The organism is Rhizobium sp. BK491, assembly GCF_014194925.1.
In the GTDB taxonomy this organism is placed as follows: domain Bacteria; phylum Pseudomonadota; class Alphaproteobacteria; order Rhizobiales; family Rhizobiaceae; genus Rhizobium.
The window spans coordinates 1-14,052 of the sequence record NZ_JACIAR010000007.1; the positions used below are offsets into that span (position 1 = coordinate 1).

The 14,052-nt window shown below is 59.3% G+C and carries 13 protein-coding genes; 4 read left to right on the forward strand and 9 right to left on the reverse strand.

What is annotated here, in order from left to right; all coding sequences use genetic code 11:
• Nucleotides 1–428: 428 nt before the first annotated feature.
• From FHX05_RS24725 to FHX05_RS24745, 5 genes are all read right to left on the reverse strand, one after another.
• Nucleotides 429–1,532, reverse strand: coding sequence for an alkene reductase (locus FHX05_RS24725; protein WP_183875135.1), 1,104 nt, complete (start codon nucleotides 1,530–1,532; stop codon nucleotides 429–431).
• Nucleotides 1,533–1,582: 50 nt separating this feature from the next.
• On the reverse strand, nucleotides 1,583–2,227 hold the full coding sequence (locus FHX05_RS24730) for a glutathione S-transferase family protein (protein ID WP_183875137.1): 645 nt from the start codon (nucleotides 2,225–2,227) through the stop codon (nucleotides 1,583–1,585).
• Nucleotides 2,228–2,270: 43 nt separating this feature from the next.
• The gene (locus FHX05_RS24735) at nucleotides 2,271–3,017 is read right to left on the reverse strand and encodes an SDR family oxidoreductase (protein ID WP_183875139.1); all 747 of its coding nucleotides are present in this window, start codon (nucleotides 3,015–3,017) and stop codon (nucleotides 2,271–2,273) included.
• Between the two features lie 98 nt (nucleotides 3,018–3,115).
• Nucleotides 3,116–3,952 carry an alpha/beta hydrolase gene (locus FHX05_RS24740; protein WP_183875141.1) on the reverse strand — a complete coding sequence of 279 codons (837 nt, stop codon included), beginning with the start codon at nucleotides 3,950–3,952 and terminating at the stop codon, nucleotides 3,116–3,118.
• Nucleotides 3,953–3,989: 37 nt separating this feature from the next.
• Nucleotides 3,990–4,736 carry a glucose 1-dehydrogenase gene (locus FHX05_RS24745; protein ID WP_183875143.1) on the reverse strand — a complete coding sequence of 249 codons (747 nt, stop codon included), beginning with the start codon at nucleotides 4,734–4,736 and terminating at the stop codon, nucleotides 3,990–3,992.
• Nucleotides 4,737–4,915: 179 nt separating this feature from the next.
• Between FHX05_RS24745 and FHX05_RS24750 the strand changes: the two genes are divergently transcribed.
• The 3 genes from FHX05_RS24750 to FHX05_RS24760 all read left to right on the forward strand — a co-directional run bounded on the left by FHX05_RS24750 (nucleotide 4,916) and on the right by FHX05_RS24760 (nucleotide 8,460).
• On the forward strand, nucleotides 4,916–5,824 hold the full coding sequence (locus FHX05_RS24750) for a LysR substrate-binding domain-containing protein (RefSeq protein ID WP_183875145.1): 909 nt from the start codon (nucleotides 4,916–4,918) through the stop codon (nucleotides 5,822–5,824).
• Nucleotides 5,825–6,347: 523 nt separating this feature from the next.
• Nucleotides 6,348–7,256, forward strand: a complete 909-nt coding sequence (locus FHX05_RS24755; RefSeq protein ID WP_183875147.1) for a glyoxalase — start codon at nucleotides 6,348–6,350, stop codon at nucleotides 7,254–7,256.
• Between the two features lie 304 nt (nucleotides 7,257–7,560).
• A complete protein-coding gene (locus FHX05_RS24760) occupies nucleotides 7,561–8,460 on the forward strand; it encodes a LysR family transcriptional regulator (protein ID WP_183875149.1) in 900 nt (299 codons plus the stop codon).
• Between the two features lie 42 nt (nucleotides 8,461–8,502).
• Here the strand turns inward: FHX05_RS24760 and FHX05_RS24765 are convergent, their stop codons facing one another.
• The 3 genes from FHX05_RS24765 to FHX05_RS24775 form a co-directional block, all read right to left on the reverse strand.
• Nucleotides 8,503–9,180 (reverse strand): gamma-glutamylcyclotransferase, encoded by a 678-nt coding sequence (locus FHX05_RS24765; RefSeq protein ID WP_183875334.1) that lies wholly within the window; start codon nucleotides 9,178–9,180, stop codon nucleotides 8,503–8,505.
• A 75-nt stretch (nucleotides 9,181–9,255) separates the two neighbouring features.
• Complete coding sequence (locus FHX05_RS24770) at nucleotides 9,256–10,092, reverse strand: alpha/beta hydrolase (RefSeq protein WP_183875151.1); 837 nt, start codon at nucleotides 10,090–10,092, stop codon at nucleotides 9,256–9,258.
• A gap of 599 nt (nucleotides 10,093–10,691) precedes the next feature.
• A complete protein-coding gene (locus FHX05_RS24775; RefSeq protein ID WP_183875153.1) occupies nucleotides 10,692–11,324 on the reverse strand; it encodes a TetR/AcrR family transcriptional regulator in 633 nt (210 codons plus the stop codon).
• A 265-nt stretch (nucleotides 11,325–11,589) separates the two neighbouring features.
• Here FHX05_RS24775 and FHX05_RS24780 point away from each other — a divergent pair, with 265 nt between their 5' ends.
• Nucleotides 11,590–13,305 (forward strand): alpha/beta fold hydrolase, encoded by a 1,716-nt coding sequence (locus FHX05_RS24780; protein ID WP_183875155.1) that lies wholly within the window; start codon nucleotides 11,590–11,592, stop codon nucleotides 13,303–13,305.
• A 48-nt stretch (nucleotides 13,306–13,353) separates the two neighbouring features.
• Here FHX05_RS24780 and dhaL read toward each other — a convergent pair whose 3' ends face one another.
• A complete protein-coding gene (gene dhaL, locus FHX05_RS24785) occupies nucleotides 13,354–13,995 on the reverse strand; it encodes a dihydroxyacetone kinase subunit DhaL (RefSeq protein ID WP_183875157.1) in 642 nt (213 codons plus the stop codon).
• Nucleotides 13,996–14,052: the final 57 nt, after the last annotated feature.

The following is a 14,052-nucleotide window of genomic DNA, read 5'->3' on the forward strand; positions in this document are numbered from 1 at the left end:
TTTTCACAAATCTAGTATAGTTACGACCAGCAAGCAAGCTTGGCGACTTTTACCCAGTGGACTCTGCCCGCCTCCGCTACTCCAATACAAGGCACCACCCACCGTGATCCCCGTTATACTAATTTCTCGAACATAGTATAGCGCCACTGTCGAGATGCTCGCCTTGAAGGGACTCGAACTTACGACCAGTGCGGGTGATTGAAGCCAAATACCGATGTTATCATGTGCTTCATAATGGACAGAAAGCGAGCGTGGTACCGACAAGAGCGGGCGAACTGTACCGCGCTGCGTGCCAGGCTGAACGGTCGAAAGCACCAGATCGTCGGTAATAAAGACCCGAGGGCGACCGCGAAGTCGCCGAGAGGAAAAGTGTGCTGCGTTACCCAGAGGCCCCGGCATGGGGGAAATGTCGTATCGCGCGGATGCAATCACGCGGGAGCATCGCCTACGCCATAGGCCAAGAAATCCGTATAATTTCGCTCGTCACCACCCCAGAAGGCCTCGCGTACATAGGGCGTGAGGGGCAGGTTGCGGCGAAATCGTTCCGGCAGATCGGGGTTCGATGTGAAGAACCGACCGAACGCAACAGCATCAGCATCACCACGTTCTATGATCGACTCGGCGTCATCGCGGTCAAATCCGCCAGCGGCGATGATCGGCCCCTTGAAGATTTTGCGCAGATACGAAGACGCGACGGGTGCCTGCCCTACATGCACTGTTTCGACGCCGCTCACCCGCGGTTCGATAATGTGCAGATAGGCCAGGCCGTATGCGCTCAGGGCCTCGGCGAATGCGCCGAAAGTTGCCTGCGGGTCGCTGTCGGAAATCGCCCCCCAGGTGCCGCTCGGTGAGATACGCACGCCGACGCGATCGGCGCCGAACACCGAGATCAAGGCCTCGGTGAGTTCGAGTGGGAAACGCGTCCGATTGGCAATCGATCCACCATAGGCATCGGTGCGCCTGTTTGTGCCGTCCTGGAGGAAAGTGTCGACGAGATAACCGTTTGCGGCATGCAGTTCGATCCCGTCGAAGCCGGCAGCTTTGGCCCGCTCGGCACCCCGTCGGAAACTTTCGATCAGCGCCGGGATTTCTTCGAGTGCGATCTCCCGGTGTGGCGAAACGGGAACCCAGCCGTTTTGCGTGAAGGCCTTTCCTTCGAACGGCACGACGGAGGGTGCTATCGGGGCGGCGCCATCGCTGAGGTCGACATGGCTCTGGCGGCCATCATGGGCGATCTGCATGATGATCGTCCCACCCTTGGAATGGACAGCGTCTGAGATTTGCCGCCATCCAGCTACGTGCGCGTCGGTATAAATGCCCGGTGCGCCGATGTAGCCGCGGCTGTCGTGAGAGGGATGGGCAGACTCGGTGATGAACAGTCCGCCCTGCGATGCCCGCTGGCGATAGTAGTCCACCATCATCGGACTGGGTGTCTCGTCCGGCAGCGCGCGCAGCCGAGTCGTTGGGGCGTGGACGACGCGATGACCGAGGTCAAGCGCGCCGATCCGCATGGGGGTGAAGAGTTTCGACATGATACGTACCTGAAGATGTTCCTTGAACGCGGAACCGGATTTCGATGAGGTCAGGCCGAGAAGCTTGGTCGGGCTGCAAGGCCATCGTGCCAGCGACGGGTCGCTGTGTTTGCGTCGGGTATGCCAAGTTGCAGTGCTCCGGTCGCGAAGGCGATCGTCACGAAAGCGGTGATATCGGCAGCCGAGAGCGTCGTTCCCGCCACGAAGGCCGCTTCGACGAGACGGGCTTCAAGGTCCGCATAAAAGTCACGGACCCGCTCCAGGCCCCGATCGACGAGCGCCGGGATCTGCGCATAGCCATGCGGTCCTGCAATCGCGCGGTCCTTTAGCCCTGCGGCGCGGTTGCGCACGGTTTCCATGACCGCGGCGAAGCCTTCGAGTTCCATCCGCCGTTCCCACATCTGGATGAGCGCCTTCTCCTTGGAGCTCGATCCCAGCAACTGCCTCTCGGGGAACGCCTCGTCGAGGTAGCGCATGATGGCGGGAACCTCGCCGATCGCGGTGCCATCTTCGAGCACGAGGGTGGGCACGACACGGCGCGGGTTGATCGCGACATAAGCCTCGGAGAATTGCTCCTTGGCACCGAGATCGACGGGCACCTGGGTCAGTTCGACGCCTTTCTCGGCGAGGAAAATGCGGATGCGGCGCGAGTTCGGCGAGCCGTTCGACTGGTAGAGTTTCAGATTGGCGATCATGATGATTGTCCTTGAACGATTGGCTTGCTGATTGAGGTTGCGATTAGAGCTTGGAGCCGCCATCGACATGCAGCGTGTCGCCGGTCACCCAACGGGCGTTGTCAGAGGCCAGGAAGGCCACGGCGTCGGCGATGTCCTCTGGCGCGGCCATGCGCTTCAGGGCCTGTATGCCGAGCGTGAACTCACGGCCCTGATCGGTCTTGGCAAAACTCGACATGTCGGTCGGCACGACGCCGGGAGCGACGGCGTTGACGCGGATGCCCTTCGGCCCCAGTGCCGCGGCGAAGTGCTTGACGAGGGTGTCGATCGCGCCCTTGGTCGATGCATAGGCCGACAGGTTGCCGACTGCGGCATCCGCAGCCAGCGACGAGAGGAGCACCACGCTCGAACGTTCGCCGAGGATCGGCAAAAGCTGCTGGACGAGGAAGAAAGGCGCGCGGACGTTGACGGCGAAAAGCCGGTCGAAATCCTCGACGGTCGTTTCCTCAATCGTCGCAGACCGCGACGTGCCGGCATTCGCGACGAGGATATCGAGACGATCCCCGACGATGGCACGGACCTGTTTTGCCAGGTCGTGCGGACCCTTCGGGGAGGAAAGGTCGGCGCCGAGCGCCTCGGCGCGGCCACCGGCATCGCGGATTTCCTTGACGACGACCTTGGCCTCCTCGGCGCCGCGGCCATAGTGGACCAGGACCTGGGCGCCGACCTTGGCCAGTGCGATGGCCGTGGCGCGACCGATGCCGCGCGATGCGCCAGTGACAAGTGCTGTCTTTCCTTTGCAATCAGTCATGTTGGGTCTCCTTGAGACGTGAGGGATCGTTCGGCATCCGCGGGCTCGCGCGGATGCCATTTAATCGGGTGGCTTTATGGGTACGGTTCGCGCGGCCGTCAGGCGTCCAGAAACAGCGTGGCATGGGCCACGAACAGCTCTGGATACTGGTAGATCGAGCCGTGGCCCGAGTCCGGATAGATGATGAGCTGTGCGTTCGGCAGGTTCTGCTGGAGTGTCAATGAATGCGCGGTCGGGATCATCACGTCATCACTTCCCTGTACAACGAGCGTGGGCTGCTTGATCGACTTCAGGTAATCGAGCGCGTTCGCGTCCGGCGTGATCCACTTGCCGATAGCCTCGCCCTGCGCGGCGACGGTCTGAGCGCTCACTTCCGGATCGCGATCCCCGCGACGCCACTTGCGCTCGATAAAAGCGAGGCCGGCCTTCTGGCTGGTCGCCGTCGGCTTGAAGTGGACCGCCAGCCAGAGATGCTCGGGCGGGTCATAGGTGGCGGAGAAGATCGCGTTCGACCGGCTGGCCGTCATGTCGTTGCCGCGATGACCGGTGCCGACAAGGATGACCTTGCGGACGAGATCTCCGCCCTGAAGTGCGATTTCCTGTGCGACGAAGCCGCCGATCGAGATGCCGAGCACGTCGACCTGAGTCAGGCCCAGCGCCCGGATGAAAGCGATGCCGTTGGCGCCCATGTCCTGGAAGCTGGTCGGGGTCTCGCCCGACGAGTTCGACACGCCGGCGTTGTTGAACAGGATCACTTCGCGATCCTTGGCGAGACCGTCGGTCACGGCCGGGTCCCAATAGTCCATCGTGCCGGTGTAGTGCTGGTTGAGGACGATCGGCACGCCGCCGGCCTTGCCAAAGCGGCGATAGGCGAAACGGATGCCATTGGCCTCGACGAACTGGGTCGGGGCGGTGTCATGCGTATGGTCGGTCATGGCAAATTCCAATCGTGAAAGAGGGTTGGTTGGGAAATCAACCGGCGGACTTGCCGCCATCGACGCTCAGGACCTGTCCGGTCATGTAACCGGCTTGGTCCGAGGCGAGGAAGACAATGGCACCGGCAAGTTCGTCGACATGGCCCGCGCGTTTCATCGGGACGGTCGACAGCAGGCCAGCCTTGTTCTCCTCATTGCCGGTGAAGCGATCGAGCATGTCGGTCTGGGTCACGCCTGGAGCCACCGCATTCACCCGGATGCCGGCTCCGGCCGTCTCAAGCGCGGCCGACTTGGTGAAGCCCTCGACCGCATGCTTGCTGGCCGCATAGACCGACGCATAGGGGCCGCCGCGATGGCCGAAGGTCGAGCTGACATTGACGATGTTGCCGTGGCCCTGCGCCTGCATCACCCGAATCTCGTGCTTCATGCTGAGCAGTGTGCCGAGCACATTGGTGTCGAACGTCGCGGCGTAGCTCTCGGCGGTCTGGTCGACGATGAGGCCGGGCTGGCCCTCGGTGCCGGCGGCGTTCACTGCGGCGTCGATCCGACCGAAGCGGGCGACGGTCTGGTCGATGAGCGCGGCTACCTCGCCATCCCGACGGACATCCGTCTGAATGAAGAGCGCCTCACCACCGATCGCCCGGAGTTCGGCTTGAAGCGCTTTGCCCTCCATCTCGCGGCGGCCGGCAACGACGACGGTGTCGCCCTGTTTGGCGAAGGCGAGAGCGGCAGCACGGCCGATGCCGGAGATGCCGCCGGTGATGAGAATGATTTTCGTGTCCATGACTTGATCCTTTGTTTGCGTGTCCGAAGGCAAGGAGGGAGCGTTCACGAAAAGCCATTTTTTTGGCTCCCATGCCTTGCCGTCATCCCTTGCTTCGATGGATTATGGTGTACGCCCGCGTTTCTCCGTTGAAAAAGACTTTGTGCGTACCGGAGTGATACCTGATAGGCATAGGTGCTATGGAACTTCGACATCTTCGCTACTTCATCGCCGTCGCCGAGGAAGGAAGCCTCACGGTCGCCGCCGAGAAGCGGCTGCATACCGCCCAACCCTCTCTTAGCCGCCAGTTACGTGATCTCGAGCTTGAGGTTGGAGCACAACTATTCACCCGCAACCCGCGCGGGATCACGCTGACGCCGGCGGGAACCGCGTTTCTCGACCATGCGCGGCTGGCAATCGGTCAGGCCAATGAGGCAGCAGCCGCCGCCCGGCGCGCGGCAAGGCCTGCCAAGACAACGTTTGCAGTCGGGTTTCTGACGGGACAGGAAGTTGACTGGCTCCCGCATGTCACGCAGATCCTGCGCGCTGAACTCCCGCGAATCGATTTCAAGGTGTCTAGCCTGTATTCGCCAGACGTGGCCGATGCGCTCCAAAGCGGCGAACTCGACCTTGGCTTCCTGCGTGTTGAGCCACGTCCGGACGTCAGATATCAGGTTGTCGCGCGTGAGCCGCTTGTCGCGATATTGCCGAGCGACCACCCGCTTGCGTCCGGCGCCGTCGTTTCCGCTCGGGATCTGGCGAAGGAAAACATCATCGGCTTTTCCGATGTTCCGCATGTTTTGCGCACGGTGGTCGACGACTATCTTCGGAATGAAGGAATAGATTTCAGCCCGTCTCATCGCATCGATAATTTTGCGATGGGGATTTCGCTCGTTGCGTCGACTCGGGGCATTGCTCTGCTTCCGGCCTATGTCGAGCCGCTGCTTCCCTGGTCGGTCGTCAGTCGCCCTCTCGACGGACAACCGCCGACAATCGATCTGGCGGTGGGATATCGCCACGACAATCCCTCGCCGACCTTGGCGACATTCCTCTCCGGGATCGATACGCTGATCGCGGCGGGACCGGCGGGTGTTCGAAGAGAGAGTTGAGTACCCGTCGACCGCGCTGTGCTTTCAAGTCGAAGCCTAGGTGGCGTTTCCCGCGGCCGTCATACCCCATCGATAAAGGCGCCTTTAGAATTGGATCCACCATGTCGGAACTTGATAGCGGCCTGATAGGACCGGCTCTCGCACTAAGTGTGGGGCATTGTGCCTCATGCTCTTCGCTCTTAATGGGACATGAACGCGCAGTTCCTATACAAGAAGCTCGATAGATCAGATAGTTATGCTTCTAAAGCAGCTTCACAAAAGTATCGAATGCCTCTCTCCAATGCACCCATCTCGGCACGTTGGATGTATCTGGAGACACACAATCTTAAGTTATACCATCCACGGCCAATCTTGGAAGGGCGGCGCGCTTCTTCGGTAGCCACCAATTATTGCAGTTTCGACAACGCATTCGAGATAATTGCTGCAATTGCCGGCGGTTGGAACTTGGCATCATTATCACTTCACAAACGCCATCTGGAACGAGCCCTATCAAACTGCCCTTACAGATCGTCAGGATATATCAATGACCTCCCCATCAATTGGATCGAAATTCTTTTTTACTGCCGCCACTGCAACGCTGCTGGCTGCCTCTATTGCACAAGTCCACGCGACCGACCGTAGAGTAGCGGTTGGAGCCCAGTACGACACCACCCATGTCTATGTCCCAGCGATTGATGTGGATGCCTTTGCAAGTAGTTTCGTCGTCACCTTCGGCGGCGCGTCGACCAAACAGGTCGTCACAACGGTCACTCCGACCCCGAGCAGCACAACCTCGCAGCTTGTCCGAACTCCCGTTGGAGCGGTGTCACTTTTTGGGTTCAAGACACCGATCCCCTACCCCTTCGGACTTGAGCGCACCGGCTATCTCGTGACGGATATGGACGAAGCGATCCGCCAGGCAAGGAATGCTGGGGCCTCGGTCATTGTTGACACCTTCCCCGATCCGATCGGCCGCGATGCCATCATCCAATGGCCGGGCGGCATCAACATGCAGCTTTATTGGCACACCGAAGCTCCGCATTATGTAAAGTTCGACACAGTTCCGGAAAACCGGGTCTATATATCGAGGGACTCCGTCGACGCCTTCGTTCATGACTTCCTCACCTTTTCACACGGAGAGATTGTCTCGGACAGCAGCCAAGCGCCTGGCATAGAGATCGGCCGCCCGAATGATACCTATCGCCGCGTCCGCGTCGTATCGGACTTCGGCAACATGACGGTCCTTGTGACTGATGGGCATCTTCCCTACCCCTATGGCTATGAGACAACCGGCTACGAGGTGAAGGATCTAAGCGCGACCATCGCCAAGGCAACCGCCTCTGGCGCGACCGTGCTGGTTCAGCCTTACCAATCGGACAAGCGGCAGGCTGCGATCCTCCGGTTTCCCGGCGGATATATTGCCGAAGTCCATGCACCGCTCGCCTCGCAATAATCAATCGCCCGACCCCACTTAAACGACACACACGAGGCCAGTCGATCTTGATTGCAAATGGTTTCCATACTCGCAATAGCCCTTCTTGGGGTCATCTGCGTCGGTCGCATAGCCAGCATCTGGAAGGCAACGGCACCTAGTAGTGGCCTTCCCTCACCGCCAACCATCGGCAAAAGCCGGCATGGCAGTTCTTGCCAGGCCGGTTTAAGCCGTTCCGCGGATCGACACATTCCCGAGCGCCGTTGATTACAAATCTTGTTTGCAATACTCGATGATGATGAATTGCAATTCGTGAAATAATGAGATGAATGACTATAAGGCTCTGAAAACGTTTCTGCTGGCTGCTGAAAAGCGCAATTTTGCGCAGGTTGCCCGCGAGCTTGACCTAACCCCGGCGGCTGTCACAAGAGCAATCGCAGCGCTTGAAGACGATCTTGGTGTGCAGCTTTTTGTACGCACCACTCGTCAGGTATCGCTGACGACCGATGGGGCGGTGTTCGCCGCACAGATCAAGCCGGCTGTCGAGGCGCTCGAAAATGCCCGCAAAGACGTTCGCAATGCTCATAAGGCCGACCAGGGATGCTTGCGGATCAGCGCGCCGACCTGGTTCGGCAAGGCGGTATTACCACCAATCCTTTCCGGATTTCGACGACTTAACCCGAAAATCAGCTTTGAGATTTCCTTGTCCGACGGGCTCGTGAACATTGTGGACGATGACTACGACCTGGCAATTCGCATCTCGTCCCAACCGTCCGACAAGTTCACGATCTGGCGCAAGATCCGTGTAGTTCCCCGCATTCTCGTCGCAGCACCGGCAAGCCGGTATGCCGAAATGCGGCATCCGAGCGAGTTGACGTCGGATGATTGCCTTGCCTATAGCGACGAAAGCCGCGGCGAGAACTGGGTACTGTCGGATGGCGTGTCGAGTATGACAATCTCTGCGGGCCGGGCGTTCAGCGCCAATAATGGCGAAATTCTTGCGGACATGGCCGCCGATGGAGCGGGCGTGGCGATGCTGCCGGGCTTCCATGTTTCGGAGCACCTGAGAACCGGTCGCCTGGTTCACGTACTGCGCGGATGGGCGCCGGCCGATCTCTGGCTGACGCTTTACTATCCACCCTATCAGGCTTTACCACCCCGCATTGCCTCGTTTTCGAAGTTCTTCGAAGAGCAGGTCGCAGCTCATATGCTGAGGTTGGATTAGAAGCCGGGCTTCTCTTCGACGCGCTACACGAAACGCGGGCTCTCACTTGCCGTGTAGGTCAACTATTTCTTCGGCGACCAAAGCCTGCATACGCCACAAATTACGGTCATAAATGCCTTCAGCGCAAAGATCGACAATCGTGTTGTGAAGATACTCGGCACAAGAGCCGCCTTGCCCACAGGCTCTTGCGATGAGAAAAGATGCCTGTTCTGCCGGGAGAGGCTTTGTCAAACCAATACGCTTCGTGCTTGCCCAAAACGTCAGGGCTTTGCGAACACCCGCCTTGGTTCGCACCGGGAGCCATCGGACCATATCGATAACTTCGCGATATTTGATCTCGCGACCCATAAGCGCACGCAGAGCTTCCTGCCGTCGATCGTCGGACAATTCGAAGACGATGCCGTTACATTGGCCACCACGCTCAAGAACCATCATCAGTCCAGGCTGCTCACTGGTTGCCCTCCAGCGCTCGATCTTCAGCGAGAACGACCTGTGCCATCCATATACGGTGGCGCGCTCTCTGCCGGCTGGTTCGAATTCAGGGTTCCAGATAAGCGACCCATAGGCAAATACAAAAAGAGGATCATCGCCTGCCTCGCTTTCGATCCGTCCGAGCAGCTCGTCAAGTTCTGCCCGAGAGAGCGGCGTCAACCCCGGCTCCGGGCCGTCATCACGGACATCCCTGATGGTCAAGGCAACAAGATCTGGTGTCAGCTTCATCATCGCATGTTTCGCTTCACGACAAGGTTCTCGTGCAGTGGCCGCGGCAGGTTTCCACCGCGGCCACCTATCGGGTCAGGACTGAATGAACGCCAGCAGGTCGGCATTGAGCAGGTCGGCATTGACAGTCAACATGCCGTGCGAGAGGCCGGGATAAGTCTTGAGCGTGCCGTTTCTCAGAAGCTTGATCGCCTTGTGGGCAGAGTCCGCGATTGGAACGATCTGGTCGTCTTCACCGTGCAGAACCAGCGTTGGAACGCTGATCGCCTTTAGATCTTCGGTCTGGTCCGTTTCTGAAAATGCCTTGATGCCATCGTAATGGGCTTTGGCCCCGCCCATCATACCGTGACGCCACCAGTTCTGAATCACACCTTCCTGAACCTTGGTGCCATCGCGATTGAACCCGTAGAACGGACCCGCTGGGACATCGCGGAAAAACTGGGCGCGGTTTTCCGCGAGCGCCGAGCGAAACCCGTCGAAGACCTCCATTGGCAAACCTTCTGGGTTATCGGCAGTCCGCAGCATCAGCGGCGGAACAACCGAAACGAGAACCGCCTTGGCGACGCGACCCGCTTTCTGACCGTGCTTGGCGACATAGCGTGCAACCTCCCCGCCGCCCGTTGAATGGCCGATATGAACAGCGTTTTTCAAGTCAAGGTGTTCCACAACCGCGAAGGCATCTGCCGCATAGTGGTCCATGTCATGACCGTCGGTTACTTGAGAAGAACGACCATGGCCGCGGCGGTCATGAGCAACAGCGCGATAGCGCTTGGAGAGGAAGAAAAGCATCTGAGCATCCCAATCGTCGGACGACAATGGCCAGCCATGGTGGAAAACGATCGGCTGCGCATCTTTGGATCCCCAGTCCTTGTAGAAGATTTCCGCGCCATCCTTGGTGGTGATAGTAGTCATTTCCGTGGTTCCCTCATTCGCTTTGATGGAAGCATCATTTGCTACCGACATGGTAGCTCAGGCGGTGCTCTGTTCGTCTGATGTCCAGATATTGTCGCCGCTCACTGAGGATAACAATTGCAGTAATTCTTTCTACATTATTGCATTCATCGCAACGATTGCGCACTCCGATCCCGGATGCATATTGTCCGCCTCGCTTAGATTATCGACTGGTATTGTGATCTCGAAGAGAAACCGCACGCGGCGCTCATCCGCGACGATTGGAAGCCAAGCTACCTGGCCAACGCGGCGCCCCTGGAAGATGTATCTGAGACCTTTGCTTTGTGGTGCGCGAGGGACTAAACCCCGACGCTGACGAGGCCATACGAGCAGGGGATGGCAGCTTCCAGGCAGTCCCGTCAACCGCCTCCCGTGCGAAATCAGGGCGAAAGCAGTCGTCCCGCACTGGGTCTGCCGGAGGTTCCAACTCGTGAGAAAGTGGAGCCGATATGAGCAAGACGACCAACAAATTTTCACCTGAAATTCGTGACATCGCCATCCGTACTGCTATTGGCCTGCTCTCGATCACTCTCCCGAGGGACTGGGGCCGTGGCGCGCCGTTAACAGCCCAGTCCAAGCCGGCGGGCGGTATCTTGCGCTGCTAGAATCAGCGTGGCTGTGGCGGCACGAAGCAAGTCCGTGTCATGCGTGGCAAGCCATTGATTGAGAATTCCAACGAAGCTAGTGTAAATGAAATTTGCCAGTTGTTCGATCCGCCCGTTTTCGTCGGGGCCGACATCGACAGCTGTTCGAAGCGAATCGGAATAAAGCTGCAAGAAGATCCGGTCTTTGTCGGCGGCAAGATGCTCCACGCCGGTCTGTCGTAAAACGTAAAGCGTCATTTCCTGCAGAACCAGTTGTTCTTCGGGCGCACGTTTGATCTCGCCCCAAATGAACCACAGCAGATCGGCGATTCGCGTCTCCAACGGCTGTGGTTCCGCAAACTGACGCGCGAGCACCGCGCGATAGCCCCTGACCAGTAGATCCATGACGCTGAGGAGGATCTCCTCCTTGTCATGGAAATGATAGTGGAGCGTGGCGACGTTGACCTGAGCGGCCTCCGCGATTCTGCGGGTCGTGGTGCGGTAAACGCCTTCCGCCAGCATGACCTTGAGGGCCGCGTCAACGATCTGTTCGCGCCTGCCAGCGCTGTTTGGGCGCTGACGTGTGGCCCGCTTGGCAGGCATGGTCATGCTTGTCATATCGCGCAATGATGTCATGAGGCGGTCAGCCGTTGCTTCCTGGTTTGCCGAAATCAGCGAATATTCCTGAATCCCTACTGCAGGAATCTCCTAGCATAAATTGACTCGAACGAGTACCAATCATATGATTTGGTCAATCGATTAAATCATATGATCGTTTGTCCGCTTAGTCATCTCTCCGGGCGCCCCTGCAAAGGGAGTGTCGGGGTGTGGCGGCTTTGCGGAAAAACAAGTGGGGCACCCAAGAGAGGCAAACATGAAGGTGAGGGGAATAGGTCTGCTGGTCGGACTGCTGATGATCGTCGGCGGCGGGCTTCTGGCGCATTTCACGCAAACAGCCGGCGGAATCAGAATCGAGGATGTTCGGTTCAAAGGCGCTTCCGGCGCGACCATGAGCGCGCTTGTCTACATTCCGCCGACCGCGACTGAAAAGACACCCGCGCCGGGCATTCTGGCGGTTCATGGCTATTTCAATTCACGCGAGACACAAGACGGCTTCGCGATCGAATTCGCGCGTCGCGGCTATGTGGTGGTTGCCCTTGATCAGCGTGGCCATGGCTACAGCGATGGACCGGCTTTCGCGGATGGGTTCGGAGGTCCTGACGGACTTAATTATCTGCGCAGTCTGCCTTATGTCGACAAGGACAATATCGGCCTTGAAGGGCATTCCATGGGCGGGTGGACCGTGCTTGCTGCCGCTGCCGCCATGCCTGACGCCTATAAGGCGGTGGTGCTGGAGGGGTCATCGACCGGCGCGCCCTTTGCCAAGGAGGGAACGCCGTCCTGGCCGCGTAATCTGGCGGTCGTGTTCTCGCAATATGACGAGTTTTCCCTGCTGATGTGGGGTTCGCCCAAGCCGAAGGCACTCGCTGCCACACCCAAAGTTCAGGCAGTGTTCGGCGTTTCGGAGCCGATCGAGATCGGCAAGGTCTATGGCGACATTGCCGCCGGAACGGGACGCGTACTTCAGCAGCCGGCGGTCATCCACCCCGGCGACCATATCAGCCACGAGGCCATCGGCTATGCGCTGGACTGGTTCGGCAAGACGCTTGTCGGCGGTAAGGCGCTGCCGCTCGACGACCAGATCTGGTTCAACAAGGAAGTCGGCACCGGTATCGCACTGATCGGCCTGATCGTGGCACTTCTCGGGGTCTTCGATGTTCTGCTGGGTCTGCCGTTCCTGTCGGCGCTGAGCGCCACGCCCATGCCCTCTGCTCCGGTCGCTGCATCGGTGCGTGGTAAAGGCGTTGCCTTCTGGCTGACGGTCCTCATCCCGGTCTTGACCTTCTATCCAGCCTTCATGTTTGGCGACAACTTCCTGCCGGCTTCGCGCTGGTTGCCCCAGACTTTCGGAAGCCAGATCATGGCCTGGGCAGTGATCAACCTGATCATCATGTTGACCTTGATGCCGTTCGCGCCTCGATCCCAGGAACGCAAGGGCATCGTTATCCCCTCGGTCTTGATCGCCGTTGCTGTCGTGGTTTGCGCCTATGCCGCGGCCTGGGCCGTCGATCTTCTCTGGAAGATCGATTTCCGCTTCTGGTTCTTTGCGTTGAAGGTGCCGAGCGGAGCCCAGTTCCGGACGGCGCTGATCGACGTGGCGCCGCTTACGGCCTATTTTGTCGTCGGCCTGCACGTCCTTCAGCGCAATTTCGGCGCACCCGGAACACCGGCGATGATGCACTATCTCACGACGATCGGAGCTTCAGCGCTCGGCTTCGTTCTACTCGAGGTCGTCCAGTACGGTGCCCTGTGGATGAGGGGGCAGATCATTAACCCATTACCGTTCTATCCGACGATTCCGCTGGCGACGATCATCGGGATCAATTTCATTCCTGTGCTGACGGCGGTGGCGATCATCTCGACATTCACCTGGCGGCGGACACAGAGCAGCCTGCCGGGAGCCTTGATCTGCGGCGTTCTGGTGACCTGGTACGTGACCGTCGGAACGGCCAGCCACGTAGCGATCTAAAGTGGCGTCGGCTACTGACATCAGCGCGTCGGTGGTCCGCGACATACGTCAATGGACAAATGCCTGCATCATCGCCTTCAGGATCAGCACGGCCGAGGCCGCGCCCGGGTCCATGTGCCCGAGCGATCGTTCGCCGAGCTTTGCGGCGCGCCCGCGCGTGGCGACCATCGAGCGGGTCGCATAGGCGCCTGCCTCCCCCGCAGCCACGGCATCGGCCCATATGTCTGAAATGCTTCGGCCCTGCTGTTGGGCTGTAGCGGCGGCTTCTGCCGCAGGGATCCAGACATCGAGCATGGTCTTGTCGCCGCGTTGCCCGCGGCCGCGCTTTCGTATGCCGCTCGCGATAGCGTCGATCATGGCGACCTGCCCGGTTGCATCAAGGGAAGGCTCGGCCTCCAGCGCGGCGGCAGCGCTTTGGAAGGCAGTTGCGTAGAGCGGGCCGGTCGATGCTCCGACCGCATCGAGAAAGGCGGATGCGGCCAATCTCATGACCTCTGCAGCGGGGAGATTGTCGAGGTCCGCCCTTCCGAGTTCGTTGACCACAGCCGCGAAGCCCAGCGACATTGTGATCCCGTGATCGGCATCGCCGATCGCGCCATCGAGTTCGGTCAGGTGGTCGCGTTCTCCGGCAATGGCGGAGGATATCCGATTGAACATCACATGGAGCGTCCGCGCCGCGTTTTCCCGCATATGGTCTCCTCCCAATTCCCGCCTCAACCCTGCGATCCCAGCTGGTCGATCTTATCT

Coding starts and splice junctions, on each gene's coding strand:
- FHX05_RS24725 (WP_183875135.1), bottom strand. CDS start 1,532: ATGTCGAAACTCTTCACCCCCATGCGGATCGGCGCGCTTGACCTCGGT.
- FHX05_RS24730 (WP_183875137.1), bottom strand. CDS start 2,227: ATGATCGCCAATCTGAAACTCTACCAGTCGAACGGCTCGCCGAACTCG.
- FHX05_RS24735 (WP_183875139.1), bottom strand. CDS start 3,017: ATGACTGATTGCAAAGGAAAGACAGCACTTGTCACTGGCGCATCGCGC.
- FHX05_RS24740 (WP_183875141.1), bottom strand. CDS start 3,952: ATGACCGACCATACGCATGACACCGCCCCGACCCAGTTCGTCGAGGCC.
- FHX05_RS24745 (WP_183875143.1), bottom strand. CDS start 4,736: ATGGACACGAAAATCATTCTCATCACCGGCGGCATCTCCGGCATCGGC.
- FHX05_RS24750 (WP_183875145.1), top strand. CDS start 4,916: ATGGAACTTCGACATCTTCGCTACTTCATCGCCGTCGCCGAGGAAGGA.
- FHX05_RS24755 (WP_183875147.1), top strand. CDS start 6,348: ATGACCTCCCCATCAATTGGATCGAAATTCTTTTTTACTGCCGCCACT.
- FHX05_RS24760 (WP_183875149.1), top strand. CDS start 7,561: ATGAATGACTATAAGGCTCTGAAAACGTTTCTGCTGGCTGCTGAAAAG.
- FHX05_RS24765 (WP_183875334.1), bottom strand. CDS start 9,180: ATGAAGCTGACACCAGATCTTGTTGCCTTGACCATCAGGGATGTCCGT.
- FHX05_RS24770 (WP_183875151.1), bottom strand. CDS start 10,092: ATGACTACTATCACCACCAAGGATGGCGCGGAAATCTTCTACAAGGAC.
- FHX05_RS24775 (WP_183875153.1), bottom strand. CDS start 11,324: ATGACCATGCCTGCCAAGCGGGCCACACGTCAGCGCCCAAACAGCGCT.
- FHX05_RS24780 (WP_183875155.1), top strand. CDS start 11,590: ATGAAGGTGAGGGGAATAGGTCTGCTGGTCGGACTGCTGATGATCGTC.
- dhaL (WP_183875157.1), bottom strand. CDS start 13,995: ATGCGGGAAAACGCGGCGCGGACGCTCCATGTGATGTTCAATCGGATA.